Raw genomic sequence first — 21,777 nt, 5'->3', positions numbered from 1 at the left:
CTTTTGTTTTTGGAGGATTTTTTTTATGTATCTTATTTACCACAATTTCATTTCCTGCCCTAATAAAATAAGTTCTTCATAAGGATCTCCGTCAATATTTAATACTTGAGCAAAAGCAGGTTCTGTTTTTAAACCTTGTTCCTTTAAGCGAATAACTTCTTCCCTTATATGGGGATGCTGCATTAATAGCATGTGTTCCACTATCATGTGTCTATATGCATTTTGATTACGCACTGGCTTCGGTTGAGCAAATAATTCAAATTCAAAACCTTCGAATTCAAAATTCACCTTTATCGATTCAGTACCTTTAATTTTTTTCTTTTTTATGTTGAACCCTCCATAAGAACCATATAAAGATCTCATTTCCTGCTCAAAAACATCAAAGTTATATACTTCCATTACAATATCTAAGTCAGATTGAGGAGTATCAATTCTTATAGGGATTGTCCCGCAAAGAACGGGATTATATAAAGCTAAATCCTCCATTATGTTTAGGCTATTCAAAACATCATATATTTTTTGTTGTTTCTCATTGCCCGATTGTAAATATGTAATAGATGTAAACATAGAAGTCTCTCCTTCATTTAACATAATAATCATCTCACTAAATATTTAAATCATTGGGTTTTGTTCTAGGAGTACCTTTATTTCAATATATTAAGCCGAACTAACTATATTTTTCAACTTTTCTCCTATACTGCAATACTATAAAAATAAAAAAGGAGGAATTATTATGAGCATTTTTAACATTCTTTTAACCATACACATCCTATTTGGAACAATATGCTTAATCACTGGTATTGTAGCGATGGTTGCCCAAAAGAAGAAAGGAAAACATGCCGAATGGGGCGAAATATATCATGCATCCTATGTTGTCATTACCCTTACGGCAATAATATTATCCATTATCAACTGGGATAAAATCGCATATTTATTTTATGTAGCAATCTTCTCTTATTCATTTGCGATTTATGGATACCTTGCACGAAAAAAACGTTGGAAAAATTGGCTCCATCACCACATTAGAGGCATGTTAGGTTCTTATATTGGTGCAGTCACCGCACTTTTAGTAAATGTCGGCATCCATATTCCCATTATAAATTTACTTCCGCCAATATGGTTTTGGTTTTTACCGACCTTAATTGGTATCCCCCTCGTAGCCAGTGTATCAAAAAAATATAAAAAGCGTAGTTGAAATTAATTACATTTTGATTACTTTCTGATTATTAGAATGAAAAATTATACTCTATGTATCACGAATGATATTATGAGTGTTCGCCCTATGAATATTTAAAATAAAGAGCCGCCCAACTGGACGGCTCTTATTTTCACTTTACAAACGTAACATATTCACCAGAAACCCATTGATTTCCACCAACATTATACCAACCATCTTTATATCCAAACGATTGATATTTTTCACCTTGATACACGTTTTTCACAATGCCGTAATTTGTTCCAGGGCCGGTACGAACACGCAATACATCCGCGATTATAGTAACTACACCTACACCATCATTTGATGATTGTGAAGTTGCTGGTACATTTCCTCCCGTATAACGAATGTATGATGGATTGTTATAAATCCACTGATCGCCACCTAGATTTAACCAGCCATTTGATTGTCCAAATACTTTGTAGGACTCTCCTTTCCCTAATTGACGAATAACGCCATATCCAGTACCAGGTCCTTTTCGTAAATTTACATTACTACCATTAATATAAGCAACCCCTACATTATCATTCGACGTGGGAGGAGTCACTACGTTTTGAGCACCTTTTCCAAAAGTATCCGTTCCATACCCTTTGTAGTTATATTGCAAATGCGGGCTATCCACAAATCCTTTCCAGTCACCGCCCCATTCAAAACCAATTTGTTTAGCATAACGAATTGCTGAAGCCCACGGTTCTTTATTATAGCCATTCCAATCTTCTGTACCATTCGACTGAATTGGAACAAAATCTAATGCCTGTCCTACTAAGTGATATGAGCGCATCGTTTGTGATGCTCCTTTACGAACATATTCACGTTGTTGCTCGACTGTACGGATTGTTTCATAAATTAATACTTCAATTCCATTGTCGATACAGTACTGATACCACTTAAAAGCTGCAGCTTTCGTATTATCCGCTAATTTATTCAGATTATTTACGTTTCTAGTTTGGTATTTCAATATGCAACATCTCCTTTTCTATTATCATATGCAAAACTCGTCTAATGGGTTGTACATATACCTAGAACGATACGAAGTACAAATACATAAGAAGCTAATTCATCTAAATAGATTTACATTTCTAGCTTCAAACTTTGTAAACTGAAATCGAAGCAATAAAAAAACCGCAAGCCAGGTCTTCCAGTTGCGGTTTTTGGTATTTTCTTTTTATATGCAACATGCCATCTTACATTGATAACCCTAATATATAGGTTGTGTAAATTTCCCTTTTATGAATAACACTTCTTATTCATGACTTTTCAAATCCAATATTGAATGTAAACGATCCGGATAATTAGTAAACATCCCGTCGACTCCCCATGAAAGTAACTTTTTCATATCTTTTTCATTATTTACTGTAAATGAATGAACTTCTAATCCGTTTTTCTTTATTTTATTTACATAATCTGAATCAATATATTTGTAATTCATACCAAGACCTATACAGTACGTTTTATACTTTTCTATCTCTAATTCTTTTAATTGAACTGCTTTTTTATAAGGTAATAATTGTACTAAGGATATATTACTATTTAAGCTATGAATCTTTTGTAGACTTTCTTCACTAAACGATTGAATAATAACTTTATCCTGTATTTCGTAGTGATTAATAATTTCTAATAATTTTTCTTCCATTCCTGGATATTCATTAGGTGATTTTGTTTCAATATAATAGTTCGCATTTTGCCCAAACGTTTCAACAATTTCTGTTAATGTTGGGACTTTAGCATTTTCAAATTCTTTCTTTGCTAAGTTCGGATATTTTTCGTTGAAAAAAGAATCTGCATTTAGTTGCTTTATTTCTTCTAATGTATGCTCTTTCACTAGCCCAGTACCATTTGTTGTACGATTTAAGGTTTCGTCATGCATTGCCACTAAATGCCCATCTTTTGTCATTTGGAGATCAATTTCTATATAATCTCCATTCATTTTTTGTCCTAATTTATATGCTGCTATTGTATGTTCAGGCGCATATGCAGAAGCACCTCTATGTGCGATATTTTTTATATGATTTGATTGATTAATAGCTTTAGTATACTTATGTTCATTTATTTTCTGAAAAACAAAGATACTTATTACTATAAAGGCACAAATTATTGTAACGAGATATATCTTTTTCATAACGATTTATAAGCTCCTATATAAAGACGATTTAACTTGAATGATTTACTCAATTAAATGTCGATTTTCCAATACAGTCATTTTGCCGATAGCTTGAAATCCCGATTTTTTATAAATATTGATTCCATCGGGTGAAGCTTGTAATACACAATACGTATTTTTAAATTTATGTACTTCTTGCAGCAGGAAATTGAACATAGCAGATCCGAACCCTCGTCCTCTCATTCCTTCTTTAGTTGCTATGTCATAAATACCAATACTATCTTTTGAACATATCAATGAACCAACAGTTACGACTTCACCTTCATATAACCCTAAAAATAATTTCATATTCTCACTGTTACATATATCAAGATTAGAAATTTGATTATAGAATGCTTGTACATGTATACCTTCTTCTGATGTGCCGAATAGATCAGCTAACGTTTCTCCAAATTTATTTATTTGTCCAGGTGAAGATGCTTGTTGAATAGTAAAACTTACTGGCATGTTTATTGTTGGGGAAATTGTTTTTAAGTCTGCTACCATCGCAATATTCTGTTCCACTTCTTTTAAACCGATTTTAATTAACTCACTTTTTATATCCCGCTCTTGCTCCTCATCCCATAACCAAACACTCATTGGAAAATTTCTTTGATAATAGTATTCTACCTCTTTATATAATTTCTCGATCCCTTCCGTTAAATTATTGTTTAGTAGAGTGATGATATTAAATGTATCGGCAGGTAATCCACAATCAACAGCAATATAATCTTTCGTTTTTTTTATACTCATTCCGGGCACAAATTGTGCAACATATGAAGTTTTAAATGCAAAGTTATCTAGTAGTAGTTGTTTATAATTCATCAATAGTTCTCCTTTTCATAAAAAGTAACACTCGAATTTTTCTATATTAAATATAATATATTAGAAATTTACCATTTTCTATAAAAAGTACCTCTTTAAATTGTGCTCTATAGTTTAAAATAATTAAAAATGATATAACGTTGTCGGAATGAAAAAAGTGGTATATAATAAATATTAACATTACTAGTAATTATTTTAGGTATTCCTAGAATAAAGGAGCGATACATATGAAAATTACTATTTATTTCGGAAGTCATGAAGATCAAGATGTTCGTACTATGGACTGTCATTTAGATGTAGAAGATACAGAAGAGATTGTTTCTGTATCATAATATAAATAGTTAGGGTAAACCCTATCCCTTACAGCGTTTAAGGCACCTTTTATAAGGTGTCTTTTTTGTTATATTTTCATCAAAAACCCTTTACTTTATAGCGTTTTAATAGTAAAATATAAATATACGAACAAACGTTCTTTTTATTTTAAACGTACATGAAGGGATGATTTTAACAATGGCTCCATTAAAGCGCAGAGGAAGAAAAAAGCAAGCACCTATTATTTCAAATACAGGCTTTATCGGCTCTGTCTTTATTGATACATTGGAGTTACAAAAGAAATCCTATTATTTCGCTCGTAAAAAACTTCAAATTGTTCATCACGTACTAGATGGTCTCTCTGGAGCAACAAGTGCTTTATTTAAAGAACATAACATTTCAGCATACATGTCATGTGTGTATTTACATAAACAAAAGAAAATTGGTTTTGTTCTTTCAACGAAACCATTTGAACAAAGTGATGGCGTTGCTTATTTTGTAAATTATTTAATCGAAAAGAATTTTTATGGCGGCCATGATGAAGATGTAGAATATCAAGAAGTATTTAATACAGGTTTTATCGGTGTAGTATTCGCTGATTTATCTAGTATAGATCGCTTTAATTTCGAGTTTGAAATGGGTATGCTAACGAAATTAATGAACGATATGATTATTCCAGTTAAAGAACTCTTTTTACGCCATAATGTACCGGCTTACATCTCCACTTCTCACTTAGAAGAACAAAACAAATTAGGTTTCGTTCTCTCTGTAAAGCCATATGACGAACGCGCTGAAGCAGATTTATATTTTGAAGCATATTTAAAAGAACGCGGATTATTTATTGGTGATGAAGAAGATGATATTGATAAGATTGTCATTAGAAAAACCGCTGAATTACGATAGAAAAGCGCAGGATGCTGATCCTGCGCTTTTTATAATTTATGAAACTGATTTACCAAATAAACGGTATTAATTTTTTTGTTTTCTGTTTATAGACTGTAAATTGTTCTTCATACTTTTTCTGTAAGTAACCATCAGATTTTGGAATATATTCAAAAACGAATACAAAGAACAGGCCTAGAGGTATAAATAAACTATAAATATTGCTAGCGATAAATGCTAAACCTAACACCCAAAGGCAATCCCCCAGATAATTAATATGAATCGCATATTTAAATAAACCACCTGTATATAGCTTACCTTGATTTACAGGATTGTCTTTAAAGGATTTTCTAAGTAGCTCTGAAACTGTGTTTAACATACTTCCTCCTAAAAACAATATCCAACCTATTGTAAGTAATATTAAATTAGGATCCTGATTACTAGTAATCATTAAGATTGGAAAACCTAAATAATAAATTCCAAAAGCAATACTGTTCATAATGGCTTCTTGCCATGAAATCCCTCTAGGCAACCATATAAACATCATAGCCGTTAATCGTAAAGCGGTGATAATTAAAGCTATAAACAGCCCTATTGAAATGCCTGGTTTGAAATAAGTAATGAAAAGTAAGTAATACGCAATGATTAGATAGATAATCTCAGTAACTAAAATTAATATTTTTTCTTTTATTGTTGGCCGGTTTATACCATACATTGTGATACGCTCCTTCCTTTATTCATTGTATAGGAAAATAAACTTCTATGATATTATTCTCCTCCTGTGTGCTATAAGGATTCGTTTTATAAACTTCAAACGGAGCTCCATTCAGTTTATAGTTATTTTCTTCAATCCAAACGTGTAGCTTTGTATGAATAAAAGGTAATTCTTCGTAAGAACCAATAAGCGTAGCCATTGCGCAAAGACCGGGATTAAACACTTTTGTTTTATTTGTGGCTTCTGCAAGGGGAATCGCAATTTCCACATCATAATTTTCAGGTACATATTCTGAACTATGGAAAATAGCAAGTGGTTTTGCAATAGGTAATAAATTTTCAAATGAAATTTTACTAAACAACTCATTAAAGTGTGTTAGGAAATCAACGGTATTAATTTGTTTTCGCTGAGATGATATATTATAGGTTAAGTGATTTACAAGATTAATCTCAATATGATTTAAGTAACCTATGATACTTTCCTCTTCATCTAATTGTTGAATATCACGCTTTAATTTTTTTAATAAAGAAGAATAATATGTTATCTGCTGTGTTAGATTTTCTTGTTTGGTTTTCATTTTAGAGTTAAGCAATTCAGTTTTCTCCCGATTTTCTAAAATATCCTTAATTTCTTCCAGCGAAAATAAATAAGTTTTTAATCGTGTAATCAATAAAGCTATTTCTAATTGGAAAATATCATAGTAGCGATATCCATTCTTAGGATCTATGAAAGCTGGTTTTAAAAGCCCAATTTCATCATAATAGCGCAGCGTCTTCATTGTAAGATGAGATATTTTTGAAAACTCTCCAATTGAAAGCATAACACTCACCTCCTGTAATTAATTATTTTAAATATACTGCTTCCTGTAAGGGGAAAGTCAATCAACAAAGTTAAATTTTCTTATTGTATTTAGAACGATATTCATCCCCCTCAACCTACAATTTTAAAGTAGTCTCCAAAACGAATATGTAATCTTTTCAAAATTGTTCATGGGAAATCAGCCGATTTTTTCATTTTATAGTATTTGCATTTCTTATCTTGAAAAATGTAGCAGTATCCATTATATAAATAATCTAAGATCTACTAAGCGCTATAATCTTTCGAATGAACTTCTAATATGAAACAATTCGATGAAACTTTAATTACTATTAAATATAAGATTCCCCCTACAATTGTAATCATGTAGGCTGGAATATAATTTAATAATAGACCGGATAGCGCCATTGCTATAGGAAGCATCATTTTACTTATACTTAATCCAATGCTGAGAACCCTCCCTCTATATTCATCAGGAATCTCTTTTTGCATGAAATAAGCTATAGGTATATCAATAAGCACTATAATTAGTCCTAAAAAGAACATAACAACACAATAGGTAATAACGTATACAAAATCATTTACCTCAAAACTTTTGAATAAAACTGGAATTCCTGAAATAATCATAAAAACCGCCAACATAAAGCTTAACTTTTTCAAAAGATAAGCGTAAGAAAAACGATCGGTTATCTTTTTTACTAAAATCGCACCAATTATCATGCCTACTGGAAAAGTCCCTTGAATCATACCAAATTGTTTAGAACCAAGATCGAGAACTGTATTAATAATGTATGGCAATGGAACAGTTACAGCAAACCCTAAGAAGAAATTAAGTGAAATTAAAATACTGAACGTATTTTTTAAGCTTTTCCGCTCCATTAAGTAAGAGTATCCCTCCTTTATATCTTCAATAAAATTAATTTTTCTAATTGAACATTCCTCATTTATGTTTTGCTCAAACAATTTAAAGTTAATAAATAATATGGAAATAGCCGAAAGGATAAATGAAATACCGTTTATAATTATAAAAATTTTAATATCAAAGACTGCAAAAACAATACCACCTAACATAGGACCTAGAATTAAAGATATAGAATCGATAATTTTACTTATAGAGTTAATACTCATTAGCCTCTCTTTGGAGACGATATTTGGTTTTGCAGCTTCTAATCCTATTCCAAAAAATGTTGTAAATACCGTTATAAGAAAGGTAGTAGCATAAATGGTGAATAAGTCTAATCCATAATTACTGCTAAATATATAAACAGTAATTAATAAGCTTCCGCTTAGTAAATCCATACAAATGACCAATTTCTTTTTATCAACTTTATCTGCAATTACACCAGCAAATGGATTCATAACAATCATCGGAATAGTTCCTAAAATAAGCGCAATGGCAAAATTTAATGCTGATCCGGTTATATGTAAAACATATAATCCTAATGCAAAACTATAAATAGAGCTACCAAATATTGATACTGTTTTCCCGAATGAATAGAGACACATATTTCTTAGTTCTTGGTTTCTTTTTTTATTTTCTATATGTAATCGTAAACTTCCCATCACTTTTCCCCCTACCTAACTTTGTGTTACGTACATTGTAAGTTCTTGGGTCAACCCAATAGCAATATGTACTATTTGAAAAGTTTTAAGGGGAAATAAATAAAAGATGGGGTTAACCCCATCTTTTTCCGAAAAATGAATATGTATAAATTTCTTCTCCTTGAACAAAGAAATCCTCGTACCTTCCCCCTCGTATCAAATAATTTGAAGTACTTTCATCAATAGATTGAAACTGTAAATTTTCGATTTCTTTTGTTACTTTTGCAGATGTAAAATTCTCTCTGAGTCTAGGTGCAATTTGGCTATTTATGCTGAATTTATTAAATAAAATAAATGAACTTAATAAATAACAATTGTGTTTAAAAAGGGAATTTAATTCACACAATAAGAACTCCTCATATTCAAAACTATAATTACTTGTACCTGATTGATCGATTACAATATCAACAGAATTATTCTGAATAGGTATGTTTAGAAAGTCGGCACAAATAAATACAATATTTCTTTTCACATTTCTTCTCTCAATTACATCTTTTAAAAGTAAAAGTTTATTCAAATCTCGATCAACAGCAATATATAAACACTCTTCCGGTAGTTCTTCATAAATATTTCGTAAAAAGAACCCAATACCAGACCCTAAATCAAGTAGTATTTTTTCATTTAAATCTAATTGCATTAGTTTCTTTTTCGCCCATTCTCCTCCTCTTTGAACATTTTCCAAAAAAGCAGTATCCGTTTCATGGATATAATCTGAAATAGAATCTTCAAGTGATTTCCTCTTATACACCTCAAATAATTTTCCAGCTGTTAAAACTCCGGAAGTAATCGCGTATTCTTCACCACAATTACAAATTAATTTCCCCTCAACAATTTGATTTTTATTAATAATGCCATCTTCAAGAATTAAATTTCCGTTACACTTAACACATTTAAATAAATGAAGTACTTTTAAATCTACCCCTAAAATTGAACTCGAAATTTCAGTTTCTATAGATAAATTATTTAACGTTTTCTTTAATTTATCTTTTCGTTCCTTTAAGGTTTTTATCTCTTGTTCAATCTTTTCATATTTTACTTTAAATAAAGATTGATAAAAAATATCCTTTTCATAGTCTAAGGATTTCCCTAAATTTTTATAAAGAAACAGTTCTTTAATTTCATTCAAGCTAAACCCTATCCATTTGTACTCTAATATAAGTTCTATATCCTTTTGACAATACTCGTCAAAAAAATAGTGACTTCCTTTTTTCTCAGGAATAACGAGTCCGAGATCCATATAATGTCTAATCGTATCTACACTTACATTATTTACTTCTGCAAACTTACTGATTTTCATCCTAATCACTACCATTTATATATTTGTTTATACATACTTCTTTATTATTTTAAAAAATCCTTTCATCTCCCTATATAAAATTGTTTATATTATGAAAAAGATGTAATTAATTTTAGAGTTCCGCCACATATCCATCAAGCTAAGCTTATTTAAGTTTAGCTACTCTTTTTAATCTTGAATTTTAAAAAAGAGTAGCAGGTAGTACGGTTATGTCTATATATCTAAAAAACTTAAAATTAAACTATGAGTTCATGGATAAATTAAAAACTGCGGCGTAAGTACTACAGTTTCTTCCTTCTTCATTGAGTTGAAATATGTAAAGTTACGTACTTTAACTGTAGCGGACTTGTACTACGCGTTCATATTAATTTTATAGACGTTTAAGGATTTTGTTTTATGGTAAGTATTTTTGCTGTGAAATCAGGATTGTAAATATAGATGAACGTGATTCAAATCAAAAAAAGGTACTCCTAGAAGTACCTTTTTTACTATTCTATATGTGCGAACGCTTTCAAGATTATTGGATATAAATTGATGTACGCATTGTATTAAATGGTGAATTTATAGATGTCTTTTGGTACTCAAACGTTCCTTGTTGGTGTCCAGAAGCATCCCATTTATAATACCAGCCAACGATTGGTCTTCCGCCAATTATAGTGGAATCAATACTTTTTACATTAGAACCATTCATTTTAGCAAATGGGTTTTGGCCATAGCCCATTTCTTTCGTTGTAATATATAAATATTTTCCCCCGTGGTTACGCGATGTGCTGAAGCTGTTCTGATTAATTGTTTCTACCCCGCCTAGCTCAGACTCTACTTGTACGACGTTTAGTGAAGTAAGTGGTGCTGCTGGTCCAGCTGAAGCTTCTGTTGCCATTCCTAATCCGACGAACGCTGTAATTGCTAACGATGAAATCCCTAGTGCTGCTTTTTTAAACATAAAAAACATCCCCTTCCATCTATTGTTTTCTCTTTCATTTTCAATATAATCCTAATAACCTTATATGTAAATAGATTGTAGCTGTATAAATATTAGTGCGAATATTCTATTATATATTTCTACAATTCTATTACTCAATATGAATGATTTACAGTGCAAAACGAAATACACACATGTCAAGTTTGTAGTGTTGACATAAAAATTGTAAACTGGCTTATGCCTCGTATTTATCATATTTTATATCCAATATTCCTAAGCTTCTGTATTCTAGAATGTTTTTACTACAACTATTCATTTTTTCTTTGCAGGAACAACTGTGATAACATCTCCTTTATCATTTAAAGTCAGAGAATGTAGAAATTATAGCTAGCTATTGATATGCTACCTACTACGTACTGGAGCGCAACCTATCTGATAGGTGAATGATTCATGTGAAAAAGGAAACGCTACCAGTTCTATAGCACCTCCTTTTTATTTAATAAGTTAGACAGAAAGAATAGAAATAATGTTTTTCCTGTTTCACTATCCTTTTGTTTGTAAATGAACTGAGTTTTGAAAAACTATCCTATATAGTATGAATCGGGTATAGACATTAAATAATAGAATAGGGCACCTATTACTCCACAAGTAAAAATAGTAAATCCCATATTTCTTATGCCTTTAATTTTTGACCACAATCCAATAAATCCTGCTATTAACCCACTTAAAGAGAATAGTGAAAAGTTGGAAACGGGTGTAAGAAGAAATTCCGCATTAATCCCTGTCCCCCAACAAACAATAGGTAACACGACAAGGGTAAGACAAAGTAATCCCATTACACTTACAAGTAATTTAAGATATTTGATACCTGCAATAATTAAATAGATTCCACCTATAAATCCACATAACCAGTAAATTGGCATAAAGTAAATCCAAAGAAAATGCAAGATGATCATATGTAATTTCCTCCTATTTATTTTCGCTCATTGTAGTTCTGGTTATTTGATGTTCTGAATTCGTTGCTAATTTATTAAGTTGATTTAGCGTTTCTTCTAAATCAAACGAATTAAACCAGCGGTAATCCTGTCTGTCTAGAATACGATAATGCTGACTAATTAGATTTTGTTGTAAGCGAAAGTTCCCTTTTTCTTGAATCTGCTTCCACCAGACTTTTCCTCCCAATGTTTTTTCTTTGAAGTTGTTAGTGCTATTGTGGGCCATTGTTTCGATTACTACTAATGGATCATCCCCAAGAGTATTCTGTAAAACTTCACTATCTCTAAACAATGCACAAATAGCAACAGTGTTGGTCCAACCTGCATTCGTTCTCCCTTTCTCAATTTGAACAAGCGTTTTTTTTGATATGCCGAGAACTTCAGCCATTTTATCTTGTGTATATCTTTTTTCAGTGCGTATTAACTTTATTTTCATTGAAATAAGTTCAATTGCATGCTCCTTATTCACTTTACTTCCCCCTCAAAAGTAACTAATGTGTTATTTAGTGTAATTTTACACTTTAATCAATTCATTTTCAACTCAATCCTCCTTAAATCTTGTAAGAAATAATTGGATAAGTCATAAAAAAGGCATTCCACAGTTATATATGAGAAGGTAACTCGACCATCGATTTCTAACCTCGATGGAGATATGTCGAGATCACATTTCATTTTAATTAAATAAAAAACCCGTGAATAATTCACGGGTTTTACTTTAATAACTAATTGCTATTGTACCTTCACCTGCATGAACCGCAAATGAAATTGGTAATGGATATAATTTGAAATCCATTTCAGGGAATGCTTGTCTAATATCTGCAATCCATTCTTCGGCTCCATCTTTATCATTAGCATGGAACATATGAAGTACTTTTGGTAATTCTTTTTCAAGTTCATTTTTAATATATTCTCGACATTTTTGGATTTTACGAACTTTCTTTTCAAGTAAAAGCTCTCCACCTTTTACTTCTAATATTAAGTTAACACTTAATAAACTTCCAAGTAAAAATTGAACTCCTTTTACACGCCCACTTGCGTAAAGGCCTTTTAAACTTTTCGGGAATACGTGGAAAGGTTTTCTTTTTTCATCTACTAATGTTTTGTGTATATCTTGTAACGTCATACCATCATTGTATAACGATTTCGCTTTTCTAATTAGTTCATCCATTGGATAACTTGTTGTTTCACTATCCAATACCGTTAATGGGAAACCTGCCATTTCTGCAGCTAACTTCATGTTTTGATAAGTTCCACTTACTTTTCCGCTAATAGCAACTGCAAATCCCTCTTCATATTCTTCTTTGCATTTCGAAAATAAATCTACCATTTCCCCTATGTTAGGCTGTGATGTAGTGACAGTTTTACCTTCATTCAAAGCATTATAAACGCGCTCACGCACACCTTCTTCACAATCTTTGTACGACACACCATCAATAATAACTTCAATTGGGATAACAAAGTTATCTCCTTCTGTTTTAAAACTCGCAGTTGTACTATCAGTAATCCAAGCAACACGCTTCATGTTGTTCCTCCCTTAATTCAATTCCTCTTTTCTAATTTTTCTATATATTTATGTTATAAAAAGAGAATATCCCTGTAATAGTAACAGGACTTTATTGTTTTGGCTATAGTAGATGTATATTAAATGTGACTATTTCTTGTCTATTTCACAAATAAAAAAGAAAATCAAGGAATTTGCTCGATTTTCTTCTTATCATATACTATTTAAAAGTTTCATTATCTAAAATTACAACATAATCATTCGTTAATCTTCCAGCTTCTTTTGTATAACTAACAAGCCTTTGTATATTATCACAGCAAATTTTTGCTCCCCATACGAGTAACGGTACGCCAATAAAATCGATATGGAACCTTCTAGAAAACAGACCACCAAAAGTCATTGGTAAAGGTACAGTTGGTGATGTATTAGAAAAAATAATTTTTTCATGACTTTGATAATGTTTTTGCAAGATTTCTCCTAAATGCTTCATCGCAGGTACAACAACTTTTGATGCGCCACATCCAATCGTATATACAGGATGACCATGTTCATCAATTCCATGAAAAATAATTTTTCCCATATCTTCTGTTTTCAATTTATTAAAGTAATCTACATTCAAAATTTCTTCTTTCGTTAACTTACGATCCGTTGGTAATTTATTTAAATGATACGCTGCAGCAAGTGAAGTTGTATGAGTACCGCCGAAGTCTGTGTAAATGTATATCATATTATCATCCCTTGTTGTAAAAGTTCAATGTTAATTAGTATTACCGTTCTTAGCAATGTTAAACAAGGGATGAATGTATTTACGCTTTTTGTGTTAATTCATTATATTTTTTCCAAATATAATAACGTCTACTAATCACGGTGCCTAATGTAATACATAAAAAGGCGTTTGTTACAACCATTAATGTCTGGTGTGTACTACCAGAAAACATACTTTGTTTAATTATAATTTTTGCTCCTAAAATAATAAGAAGGATTATTGTACTTACCCAATTTCCTTTTCGTAGTACATGACCTGTTTCACTATCTACTCGAAATGTTAAAGCTCTTCCTCGTATAATTCCAAGACCTAAGCCGATTCCAAGCATTACAACAAACAGTAGTCCTTGCAGCAAAGTTATTTGTCCCATATGAATAATGGACTGGATTGTTACAAAGCACAACAAAGCCGGAATGAGCCAAATACGGTTTATTTTCACTTTTCGTTCTTTACTTTGCATCAAAACAATAATAAGAACAACAAGTAAAATATCCATTTAGAATCCTCCTATAAACTTGTTTATCTTTAAAATTTATATTCTCCTCTTTTCATTCCATACTTGAAATACGATAGCTACTTTCAAGTGTAAGATGGAAAATGTGATTTCTCATCAGCCTTAAGCATTATTTATAAAAATAAAAAGACGTACTTTTTACTCGTACGCCTTTAATAACTCGTTTAAACTCCTATTTATCAACTAATTCCACACCTTTAGAATTAGCTTTACCCAACACTCGAATGTTAAATTTATTAATGGCTTTTAAAAAGATATTATAAATAGAATATCCAATAATAGAACCTATAACATTACAGATCACATCATCAATATCAGTAATACGTCCCACTCCACTAAATAAAGACTGAATTAATTGTAGCAATTCAATACTAACTGATATAGTAAATCCCAATAAAATAGTATTTTTGAACTTTTTATATTTATCCCATAAAATTGGTGCTAAAAATCCTAAAGGCATTAATAATAAAATATTCCCGCCTACATTTCTTACAATTAGACCAATCATAAATAGGGCATCCCCATCATAAGCACTACCAATTTGATTGATGTCTTTAATAATTGATGCAAATGGAATTATATTGACCGAGCGATTCAGATTTTCAATATTAGAAGGAAAACCGATTGGTAAAGGAAATAAAGTTACTGCAACAACCATACAAATATAGACCACAAATAAAAAACTTATTATTTCTTTCCACCAAATCATATGTTTTTTATTTTTTGTACCAATTAATATTCCACGTGCAATTAAATAACAAATAACCCCTAAAATAATAAACAAACTACCGTTGATCATATACAAATTGTCAACACGCCCTTTCATATGAATGAATAATTAAAATTTACAACTATATAGTAATGTTTTTGAATTCTAAAATCTATATAATCGTATATATTTTTATGAAATTATAAAACCCTTTATTTACTAAATAAAGGGTTCCTCGTTAACTAAAATATTTTTCAGAACAGAAACAATCATAAACCCGTTTAAATTATTTTCGTATCTCTTCTTTTATATCCATATAATTAAAAAGCTCTTTCTATTTCTGTCATTAATTTTTCAGGTCCTGCCTCTTTATTCGATGGAATAACTAAAGTGATTCCTAATTCTGGATATATGGCCGAGCGAAAACTGACGCCTGGATCATATCCCATTACATGATATTTGAATACCTTGTTTTCTCGTGTTTCAATCCATATTCCATATCCGTAAGACTGTTTATCATTTACATGAATGTGGGGAGTTAAAAGTAACTTTGTATATTCCTTTCCTAAAATTTCATTATTAAATAGTGCCGCCCAAAATTTCAACATGTCTGGTGCAGTAACATATGCACCTCCATCAGCCCCTCCTTTTATTGGTATAGCGTAAGCGTTTGTTCTCCAATTTTGGTTGGTTTCGTCCTTTATATATCCTAGAGCTGTATGTCTTGGTAATTTATCTAACGAAAAATAGCCAGAATCATTCATGCCAATCGAATTAAAAATGTTTGTTTCTATATACTCCGTAAATTTAAGTCCCGTCTGTTCTTCTATTATTAATCCAAGTATGATAAAACCTGCGTTGTTGTAGTGAAACTTACTCCCAGGTGCAAACATCATATTACTGTTTTGGAATAATGGTAAAAAGTCTTTTAAGCTCTTTAATAGATACATAGGTGTTTGTTTCCAAAGATCCTCGAAGTTATCCATAATACTTTCATCAAAATAATCTGGTATACCAGAGCTATGCGTTAGTAGTTGATGTATTGTAATATCTTCATCGAAGTTTGGAAGTTTTATCTCTAGACAATCCTTTAATTTTGTATGAAAAGAAATAACACCTTTTTCAACAAGTTGACAGATTCCAATTGCAGTAAAAATTTTACATCCTGAGGCAATGCCGAATCTTGTTTGTATCGTATTGTTTATACATTCACTTTTGTTTGCGTAACCCATTGCTTTTTCATAGATTATGTCTTTTTCTTTTTTTACTAAAACTACCCCAGAGAAATCTATTTTCTTTTGTATTTCTTTTACAATTTTATTAATTTCATCTTTTGTTTTTATCACAACAACCACCCTTATCTTTCGGTATTGTTCTTTCCCCTTATTAAATACGATAAATTGTTAATGAGAACACAAAGTTCATTTCGAATGTATTCCGCTATTTGCGGGCAGTAGGACCCCCATCTCAAAATTCAGCGAAAGCAAAGAAGTTAAGTGGGGACCCTGCTGCCCGTAAAAGCCCGATTGGTGGGGGCTGATAATCAGTGGGGGATGCCCCCTGATTAAAAGTTTCACTTTATTGATTCAGTAGAATACAACTTAGATTGTGATGGGAATAAAGTAAACACACACAAGACGATAGTAATAAATAACATGATCAATGAACCTACAATAACTACAAGTTGTATAGAAATGAACTGAGTCGCAACACCAGATAATATTGTAATAAAGATTGTTACTAACGCAATAACAAGTCCATATATACTTCCGATCCGTCCCATTATATGAACGGGAACGTTATTTTGGTAAAACGTATAAAATCCTGTATTTGCATATGCCATAGAGAAAGATAAAATAAAGAATCCAATAGCAGCTATTAAAAATATATTTGAAAAAGCATAAATTAAATAACCAATTGGGATGAATAATGATCCTATTCCAATTAGAAATGAATGTGCTAATTTCTTTGACAAAATTGTATTTGTTATGGCACCTAAAATAAATCCTGCACCAGCTATACTAACTAGAAAACCATATTCACTATCTGTTAGTAGTAATACCTCTTTCGCAAACGATAGTTCAAGTGAATCAGTAGCAGTTGCTAATACGAACATACTTTGAAATAAGAAATACACACATACGACATACACATGTTTTCTACTAAAATTTATAACAGTGTTCCAATCTTTTTTTAATACTGTAAGAGATAATGTATTACTTGTTGTATCCGAAGCTTCTTTCTTATCAAGATTAGGTAAAAGTAATGTAATGAATCCTGATAAGAGAAATGCTATAGCATTCATATATATAGCAAACTCTGGTGTACCTGCAATTAATAATCCCCCCGCTACTGCTGGTCCAATTAATGATGCACCAGATCCTATTAAAGTACGTAATGAGTTGAAACGTTGTCTTTGCTCTACTGGAATTAATTTCGTCATATACGTCATAGCAGTTGGCTCATAAATTGCACTGGCCATACTTATAAAGAATACGAATACATAAACAATCCAAAGTGACGGAAGTAAAGGTAAAATAGCGATAAATAACGCACGATATATATCGAGGTGAATCATTAATTTCCGTTTATTTAAACGATCAATCATACTCCCAGACCAAGCGTTTGTAAATAAAGTGGCTAATGGTTTTATTACATATAAAGTAGCAACAGCTAAGGCTGAGCCACCCATATTATAGACAAGTACATTCAGTGCTATTAAGTAAATCCATGTCCCTAAATTCGCAATACCAACTCCGGACAATAGTAATAAAGGATATTTCCAATCTTTAAGTAAATTTTTCATTTTTGGCCCCCGCTTTCAAAATTGTTTTACAACAATAAAAAAATCCCACCCCCAAGACTTTTAATCTTAGGGACGAGATTTATCATCGCGGTGCCACCCTAGTTTGTTAATATGTCACCATACTAACCTTATCAGGTACTGCATTCTAATTCATGCCTATACCATAGCTCTATAACGGGAGCTCCCGTCACACCATCCCCTAATAATAGGTTCCGATATGCTGCTCAGAGGCTTGGTTCAATAAAGAATTTTTACTCCTTTTCAGCTACATGGAGCTCTCTGTGAAAAATTCATTTTATTTACTCTTCTCTTCACTGCATTTATTTTTTCCATATTATCACATATGCATTTAACTGTAAATAAACAATAATCAGATATTTAACAACGTGTCACTTTTAGTTCTTTTATTTATTATTTTTTCTAAAAATTACGGTGCGTGAAATTACTCGCAACTCTAAAGAAAGAGCTATTTGCATATAGCTCCTTCCAAATGCCTGGATTAATTCGTATTCGCCTCTGTTAACGGTTGTAACGGCGGTTCTAATTCTAGTTCTAGTGTATCTCCTTCTTGTAAATCTTGTCCTTTTTCAATACTTTGACTCGTTACATAACCCGTACCAGAAGTTTTCAAATCTAATTTCAAAAGTTTAGAGAAATACATAACATCACGCATGGACCACCCTTTTACATTTGGCATTTGTGCGTTATTCCCTAATAAAAATATACGATCACCTTCACTCATTACCTCGCCAGACTGTGGATATTGTTTTATTATTTTTCCTTCTCCTAAAATTACCGGCTGTAGCTTCTCTTTTTCTACACTTTTCTCTATTGTATCCATCGATTGATTTACATAATTTTGTACTTTTAATTGAGATTGTTTTGCTGCATCAGCTATTTGTTTTTCTGTATACGGTTTCACCTTTAAATATTCAAGGCTGTTTTTTATAACAGGTTTAAATATTTCAGCAAGAGGCTGAGCTCCATACTCATCTCCTTTTAACTTTGGCTGCTTAATAGCTAAGTATACGATTAACTCCGGATCGTCAATTGGAGCCATTCCTAAAAAGGAGAAAATGTAATTCTCTTTCCCTTCCATATATCGGCCATTTTCAGGATTCGGGATTTGTGCTGTTCCTGTCTTACCTCCAATTGGATAACCATCCACTTTATACATTGTACCAGTTCCTTTTGAAGATGTTATAACACGCTCCATTAAGCTTCTAACCTTGTCCGCTGTTTCTTTTTTTATCGGATTCCCAATTTCTTTCGGTTGATTTTCCATAATAACTTCTTTGTTTGTTGGATTTACAACTTTATCAACGATATATGGTTGCATCATTTTCCCGTCATTTGCTATAGCAGTAGCCGCTTGGATTAATTGAATCGGAGTTACTGTAGAACCTTGACCGAAAGAAGTTGTAACCTGTTGAATTTGTGTATTTAATAATAAAGTATTTTTCCTTTCTCCAGGTAAATCTATCCCTGTTTTTTGATTGAATCCAAATTTATTCATATATTGCTTAAATTTATTTGGTTTCAGTAACTGATCTTCTAAAATAGAAAAAGCTACGTTTGATGACCTTTCAAATCCTTCATCAAATGTAATTGATCCCCATCCAAATCCACCATTATGGTCTTTTATATCAGATGAACCAACGGAATATTTTCCAGATTGAAAATATTCTTTTCCGTTATATACACCTTCATTAATGGCAGCTGCTAATGTAAAAACTTTCATTGTTGAACCTGGTTCATATGCATTTGCAATCGGGTCATTTAAAAAGTATTCGATATCACCTACATTAGGATTGTAACTAGGTTTACTAGACATCGCTAAAACCTTTCCTGTTTTTGGATCAGCAATAATGCCAATTAACATAGAAGGATCATAATGTTCTTGCGCTTTGTTCATCGCTTCTTCTAAAAAACTATTAATTTGTTTATCAAGCGTTAAATATACGTTATTCCCATTTTTAGCTGGTTCTACTTTACCTATATCATTTGTAAGCGGAATTCCCCTTCGTGTACCCACATATTCTATATTTCCGTTTGTAGAGCGCAAATATTTATCCAAACTCTTTTCAAGCCCAAACTTCCCTTCCGTATTCCCTTTATCATCTGGTCTAGCAAAACCAAGTATATAGGATGCAAAGTCTTCATTCGGATACACTCTTGCTTTTTCCGACATAAAAGATACACCTGGTATTTTTAAATCATTAATTTTTTCCTTCTTTTCCCTAGATAAGTTCCGACCAATTTTCCCAATTTCAACTTGCGTACGCCCTTCATGAAAGTTTTTTAATACTTCTTCTTTATCAATTTCAAGCGCATCGGCTAATTGTTGTGCGGTTTCATCTTTATTTTTCACTTTATCTTTTCCTTTTAAATTCACAACAACTCGATACGTTGTAGAATCTTGTACTAACACCTTTCCGGTTTGATCATAGATAGTGCCACGATTCGCTTCTAAAACACCTTTTTTATTATGTTGTTCATTCGCGAGATCCTTTACATTCACATTATGCACGACTCCTACTGCCTGAATATAGAATATACGCAAAATCATAATAAGAAACAAAACAATAAAAGCAATCATCATATATCGAGCGCCTTTATTCGTTTGGAGTTTTTGCATACTTATCTCCTCTCTTTTGGAATGGATTCGTACGAAGATCCGTTTTAAAATTTGTAGTTTTTGTTTACGATACTATATGTTTCGAAGTTTTCTTTTTAATTCCTTTAAAACAATGCAAAACTAACTGTTGTTATTTTGTGTTATTATTTTATATATTTAAAATACGGTGCGTGAAATTTCAGAATATTAATTAGTACAACTTGATTACAGAGCACTCTAAACTCTTTTCGTATTTCCTATAAAAAAATTCCCCTCTGGATGTCCAAAGCGGAACTTTTTATAGGAAAATTATGCGATATGGTTATATTTCGCTAAGAAAGGAATTCGTCTCGCTACTAATGCATACATTTTGAATACAAGTTTCGCTATTGGTTCAAACATACGTGTACTTTGCATTACTAAAGCACTCGTAATAAGTGTTAAGAATGCTGCACCAAGTATATCTAAAGGATAATGAACACCTACGTACATACGTGATATACCGACTAGTACTGCCCATAATAGCGCGATATATTTCAGTTTTTCTCCTCTAAGAATAAATACGAAGGCGATTGAAAATACAAGTACAGAATGATCACTAACGAATGATGAATCTGCTGCATGTGGTACTAATTGATGTACATCATGTGATACGAACGGACGCGGATGGTAATATACCGCGTGTATAAGAACATTTACTAATAATGCAATAATAACCGAAAGCGTCGTATATAAAACTGTATATTGTTTTCTAATTGCCTTTTCTTTCTTTCCATTATTAAACCATAAGATAAACATAAATAGAACGGCTACGTATGCAGCGCTATTTGTAATAGCAATCATTAACGTATCTAATAGTTTGGATGAATCAGCAAAATTATTAAACCACTGAAATACTGTGTAATTCATTAAACTCTCTCCTTACATACAAGTGTTCTTGATTTACACAGTATACAATACCATTATGAAAATAGGCTTAAACTTTTTTCATCTAATTCTCATTTTACTATTACTCATGTGACAATTATTAAACAAATTTTATAAGCTATTTATGTATAAAGCCGGTAAGCATTTATAATAAGGCGGTTCGTATTTTTTTCATGTTTGAAATACATAACATATTCATTTAAATATACTAATTG

Annotated in this window: 21 protein-coding genes and 1 other annotated feature; of the genes, 2 read left to right on the top strand and 19 right to left on the bottom strand. The window is 31.6% G+C overall.

The window, feature by feature from the left end; all coding sequences use genetic code 11:
* Window positions 1–36 precede the first annotated feature (36 nt).
* Complete coding sequence (locus tag OXT04_RS03320; protein WP_000495197.1) at window positions 37–567, bottom strand: DUF4269 domain-containing protein; 531 nt, start codon at window positions 565–567, stop codon at window positions 37–39.
* A gap of 166 nt (window positions 568–733) precedes the next feature.
* On the opposite strand from OXT04_RS03320, the gene OXT04_RS03315 reads away from it, so the two are divergent.
* Window positions 734–1,195, top strand: a complete 462-nt coding sequence (locus OXT04_RS03315; RefSeq protein WP_098361093.1) for a DUF2306 domain-containing protein — start codon at window positions 734–736, stop codon at window positions 1,193–1,195.
* A gap of 133 nt (window positions 1,196–1,328) precedes the next feature.
* Here the strand turns inward: OXT04_RS03315 and OXT04_RS03310 are convergent, their stop codons facing one another.
* The 3 genes from OXT04_RS03310 to OXT04_RS03300 form a co-directional block, all read right to left on the bottom strand.
* The gene (locus OXT04_RS03310; protein ID WP_267412982.1) at window positions 1,329–2,174 is read right to left on the bottom strand and encodes an SH3 domain-containing protein; all 846 of its coding nucleotides are present in this window, start codon (window positions 2,172–2,174) and stop codon (window positions 1,329–1,331) included.
* Window positions 2,175–2,459: 285 nt separating this feature from the next.
* Window positions 2,460–3,335 (bottom strand): glycerophosphodiester phosphodiesterase, encoded by an 876-nt coding sequence (locus tag OXT04_RS03305; RefSeq protein WP_098289739.1) that lies wholly within the window; start codon window positions 3,333–3,335, stop codon window positions 2,460–2,462.
* 45 nt (window positions 3,336–3,380) lie between these two features.
* The gene (locus OXT04_RS03300; RefSeq protein ID WP_141533122.1) at window positions 3,381–4,181 is read right to left on the bottom strand and encodes a GNAT family N-acetyltransferase; all 801 of its coding nucleotides are present in this window, start codon (window positions 4,179–4,181) and stop codon (window positions 3,381–3,383) included.
* A gap of 510 nt (window positions 4,182–4,691) precedes the next feature.
* Between OXT04_RS03300 and OXT04_RS03295 the strand changes: the two genes are divergently transcribed.
* A complete protein-coding gene (locus tag OXT04_RS03295) occupies window positions 4,692–5,396 on the top strand; it encodes a hypothetical protein (protein WP_267412964.1) in 705 nt (234 codons plus the stop codon).
* A gap of 49 nt (window positions 5,397–5,445) precedes the next feature.
* Here OXT04_RS03295 and OXT04_RS03290 read toward each other — a convergent pair whose 3' ends face one another.
* The 15 genes from OXT04_RS03290 to OXT04_RS03220 form a co-directional block, all read right to left on the bottom strand.
* Window positions 5,446–6,090, bottom strand: a complete 645-nt coding sequence (locus OXT04_RS03290; RefSeq protein ID WP_000274257.1) for a methyltransferase family protein — start codon at window positions 6,088–6,090, stop codon at window positions 5,446–5,448.
* A gap of 22 nt (window positions 6,091–6,112) precedes the next feature.
* The gene (locus OXT04_RS03285; protein WP_267412962.1) at window positions 6,113–6,910 is read right to left on the bottom strand and encodes a MerR family transcriptional regulator; all 798 of its coding nucleotides are present in this window, start codon (window positions 6,908–6,910) and stop codon (window positions 6,113–6,115) included.
* 263 nt (window positions 6,911–7,173) lie between these two features.
* Window positions 7,174–8,469, bottom strand: a complete 1,296-nt coding sequence (locus OXT04_RS03280) for an MFS transporter (RefSeq protein WP_267412960.1) — start codon at window positions 8,467–8,469, stop codon at window positions 7,174–7,176.
* 112 nt (window positions 8,470–8,581) lie between these two features.
* Complete coding sequence (locus OXT04_RS03275) at window positions 8,582–9,805, bottom strand: MerR family transcriptional regulator (protein WP_000703280.1); 1,224 nt, start codon at window positions 9,803–9,805, stop codon at window positions 8,582–8,584.
* A gap of 517 nt (window positions 9,806–10,322) precedes the next feature.
* Complete coding sequence (locus OXT04_RS03270; protein WP_000472917.1) at window positions 10,323–10,748, bottom strand: DUF4879 domain-containing protein; 426 nt, start codon at window positions 10,746–10,748, stop codon at window positions 10,323–10,325.
* A 560-nt stretch (window positions 10,749–11,308) separates the two neighbouring features.
* Entirely contained in the window at window positions 11,309–11,683 is a 375-nt protein-coding gene (locus tag OXT04_RS03265) for a hypothetical protein (RefSeq protein ID WP_000584709.1), read from the bottom strand.
* Window positions 11,684–11,696: 13 nt separating this feature from the next.
* The gene (locus tag OXT04_RS03260) at window positions 11,697–12,191 is read right to left on the bottom strand and encodes a helix-turn-helix transcriptional regulator (protein ID WP_001031006.1); all 495 of its coding nucleotides are present in this window, start codon (window positions 12,189–12,191) and stop codon (window positions 11,697–11,699) included.
* A gap of 246 nt (window positions 12,192–12,437) precedes the next feature.
* A complete protein-coding gene (locus tag OXT04_RS03255) occupies window positions 12,438–13,244 on the bottom strand; it encodes a DegV family protein (RefSeq protein WP_061660854.1) in 807 nt (268 codons plus the stop codon).
* Window positions 13,245–13,443: 199 nt separating this feature from the next.
* Entirely contained in the window at window positions 13,444–13,950 is a 507-nt protein-coding gene (locus tag OXT04_RS03250; RefSeq protein WP_000639421.1) for a DUF3189 family protein, read from the bottom strand.
* A gap of 79 nt (window positions 13,951–14,029) precedes the next feature.
* Window positions 14,030–14,485 carry a CcdC protein domain-containing protein gene (locus OXT04_RS03245; RefSeq protein WP_061660853.1) on the bottom strand — a complete coding sequence of 152 codons (456 nt, stop codon included), beginning with the start codon at window positions 14,483–14,485 and terminating at the stop codon, window positions 14,030–14,032.
* 190 nt (window positions 14,486–14,675) lie between these two features.
* Window positions 14,676–15,308, bottom strand: coding sequence for a VanZ family protein (locus OXT04_RS03240; protein WP_267412939.1), 633 nt, complete (start codon window positions 15,306–15,308; stop codon window positions 14,676–14,678).
* A gap of 224 nt (window positions 15,309–15,532) precedes the next feature.
* Entirely contained in the window at window positions 15,533–16,558 is a 1,026-nt protein-coding gene (locus OXT04_RS03235; RefSeq protein ID WP_141541678.1) for a serine hydrolase domain-containing protein, read from the bottom strand.
* 227 nt (window positions 16,559–16,785) lie between these two features.
* Entirely contained in the window at window positions 16,786–18,018 is a 1,233-nt protein-coding gene (locus OXT04_RS03230) for an MFS transporter (protein ID WP_267412936.1), read from the bottom strand.
* A gap of 65 nt (window positions 18,019–18,083) precedes the next feature.
* Window positions 18,084–18,342: a binding site (T-box leader), on the bottom strand.
* 175 nt (window positions 18,343–18,517) lie between these two features.
* Window positions 18,518–20,656 (bottom strand): penicillin-binding protein, encoded by a 2,139-nt coding sequence (locus tag OXT04_RS03225; RefSeq protein WP_071732186.1) that lies wholly within the window; start codon window positions 20,654–20,656, stop codon window positions 18,518–18,520.
* 288 nt (window positions 20,657–20,944) lie between these two features.
* Complete coding sequence (locus OXT04_RS03220) at window positions 20,945–21,544, bottom strand: undecaprenyl-diphosphatase (RefSeq protein ID WP_001110124.1); 600 nt, start codon at window positions 21,542–21,544, stop codon at window positions 20,945–20,947.
* Between the last annotated feature and the right edge of the window lie 233 nt (window positions 21,545–21,777).

The organism is Bacillus sp. GC_Bacil_1 (assembly GCF_026540675.1).
GTDB lineage: Bacteria > Bacillota > Bacilli > Bacillales > Bacillaceae_G > Bacillus_A > Bacillus_A cereus.
The sequence above is the reverse complement of the archived record's forward strand: the minus strand, read 5'-3'. Positions and strand labels throughout refer to the sequence as shown.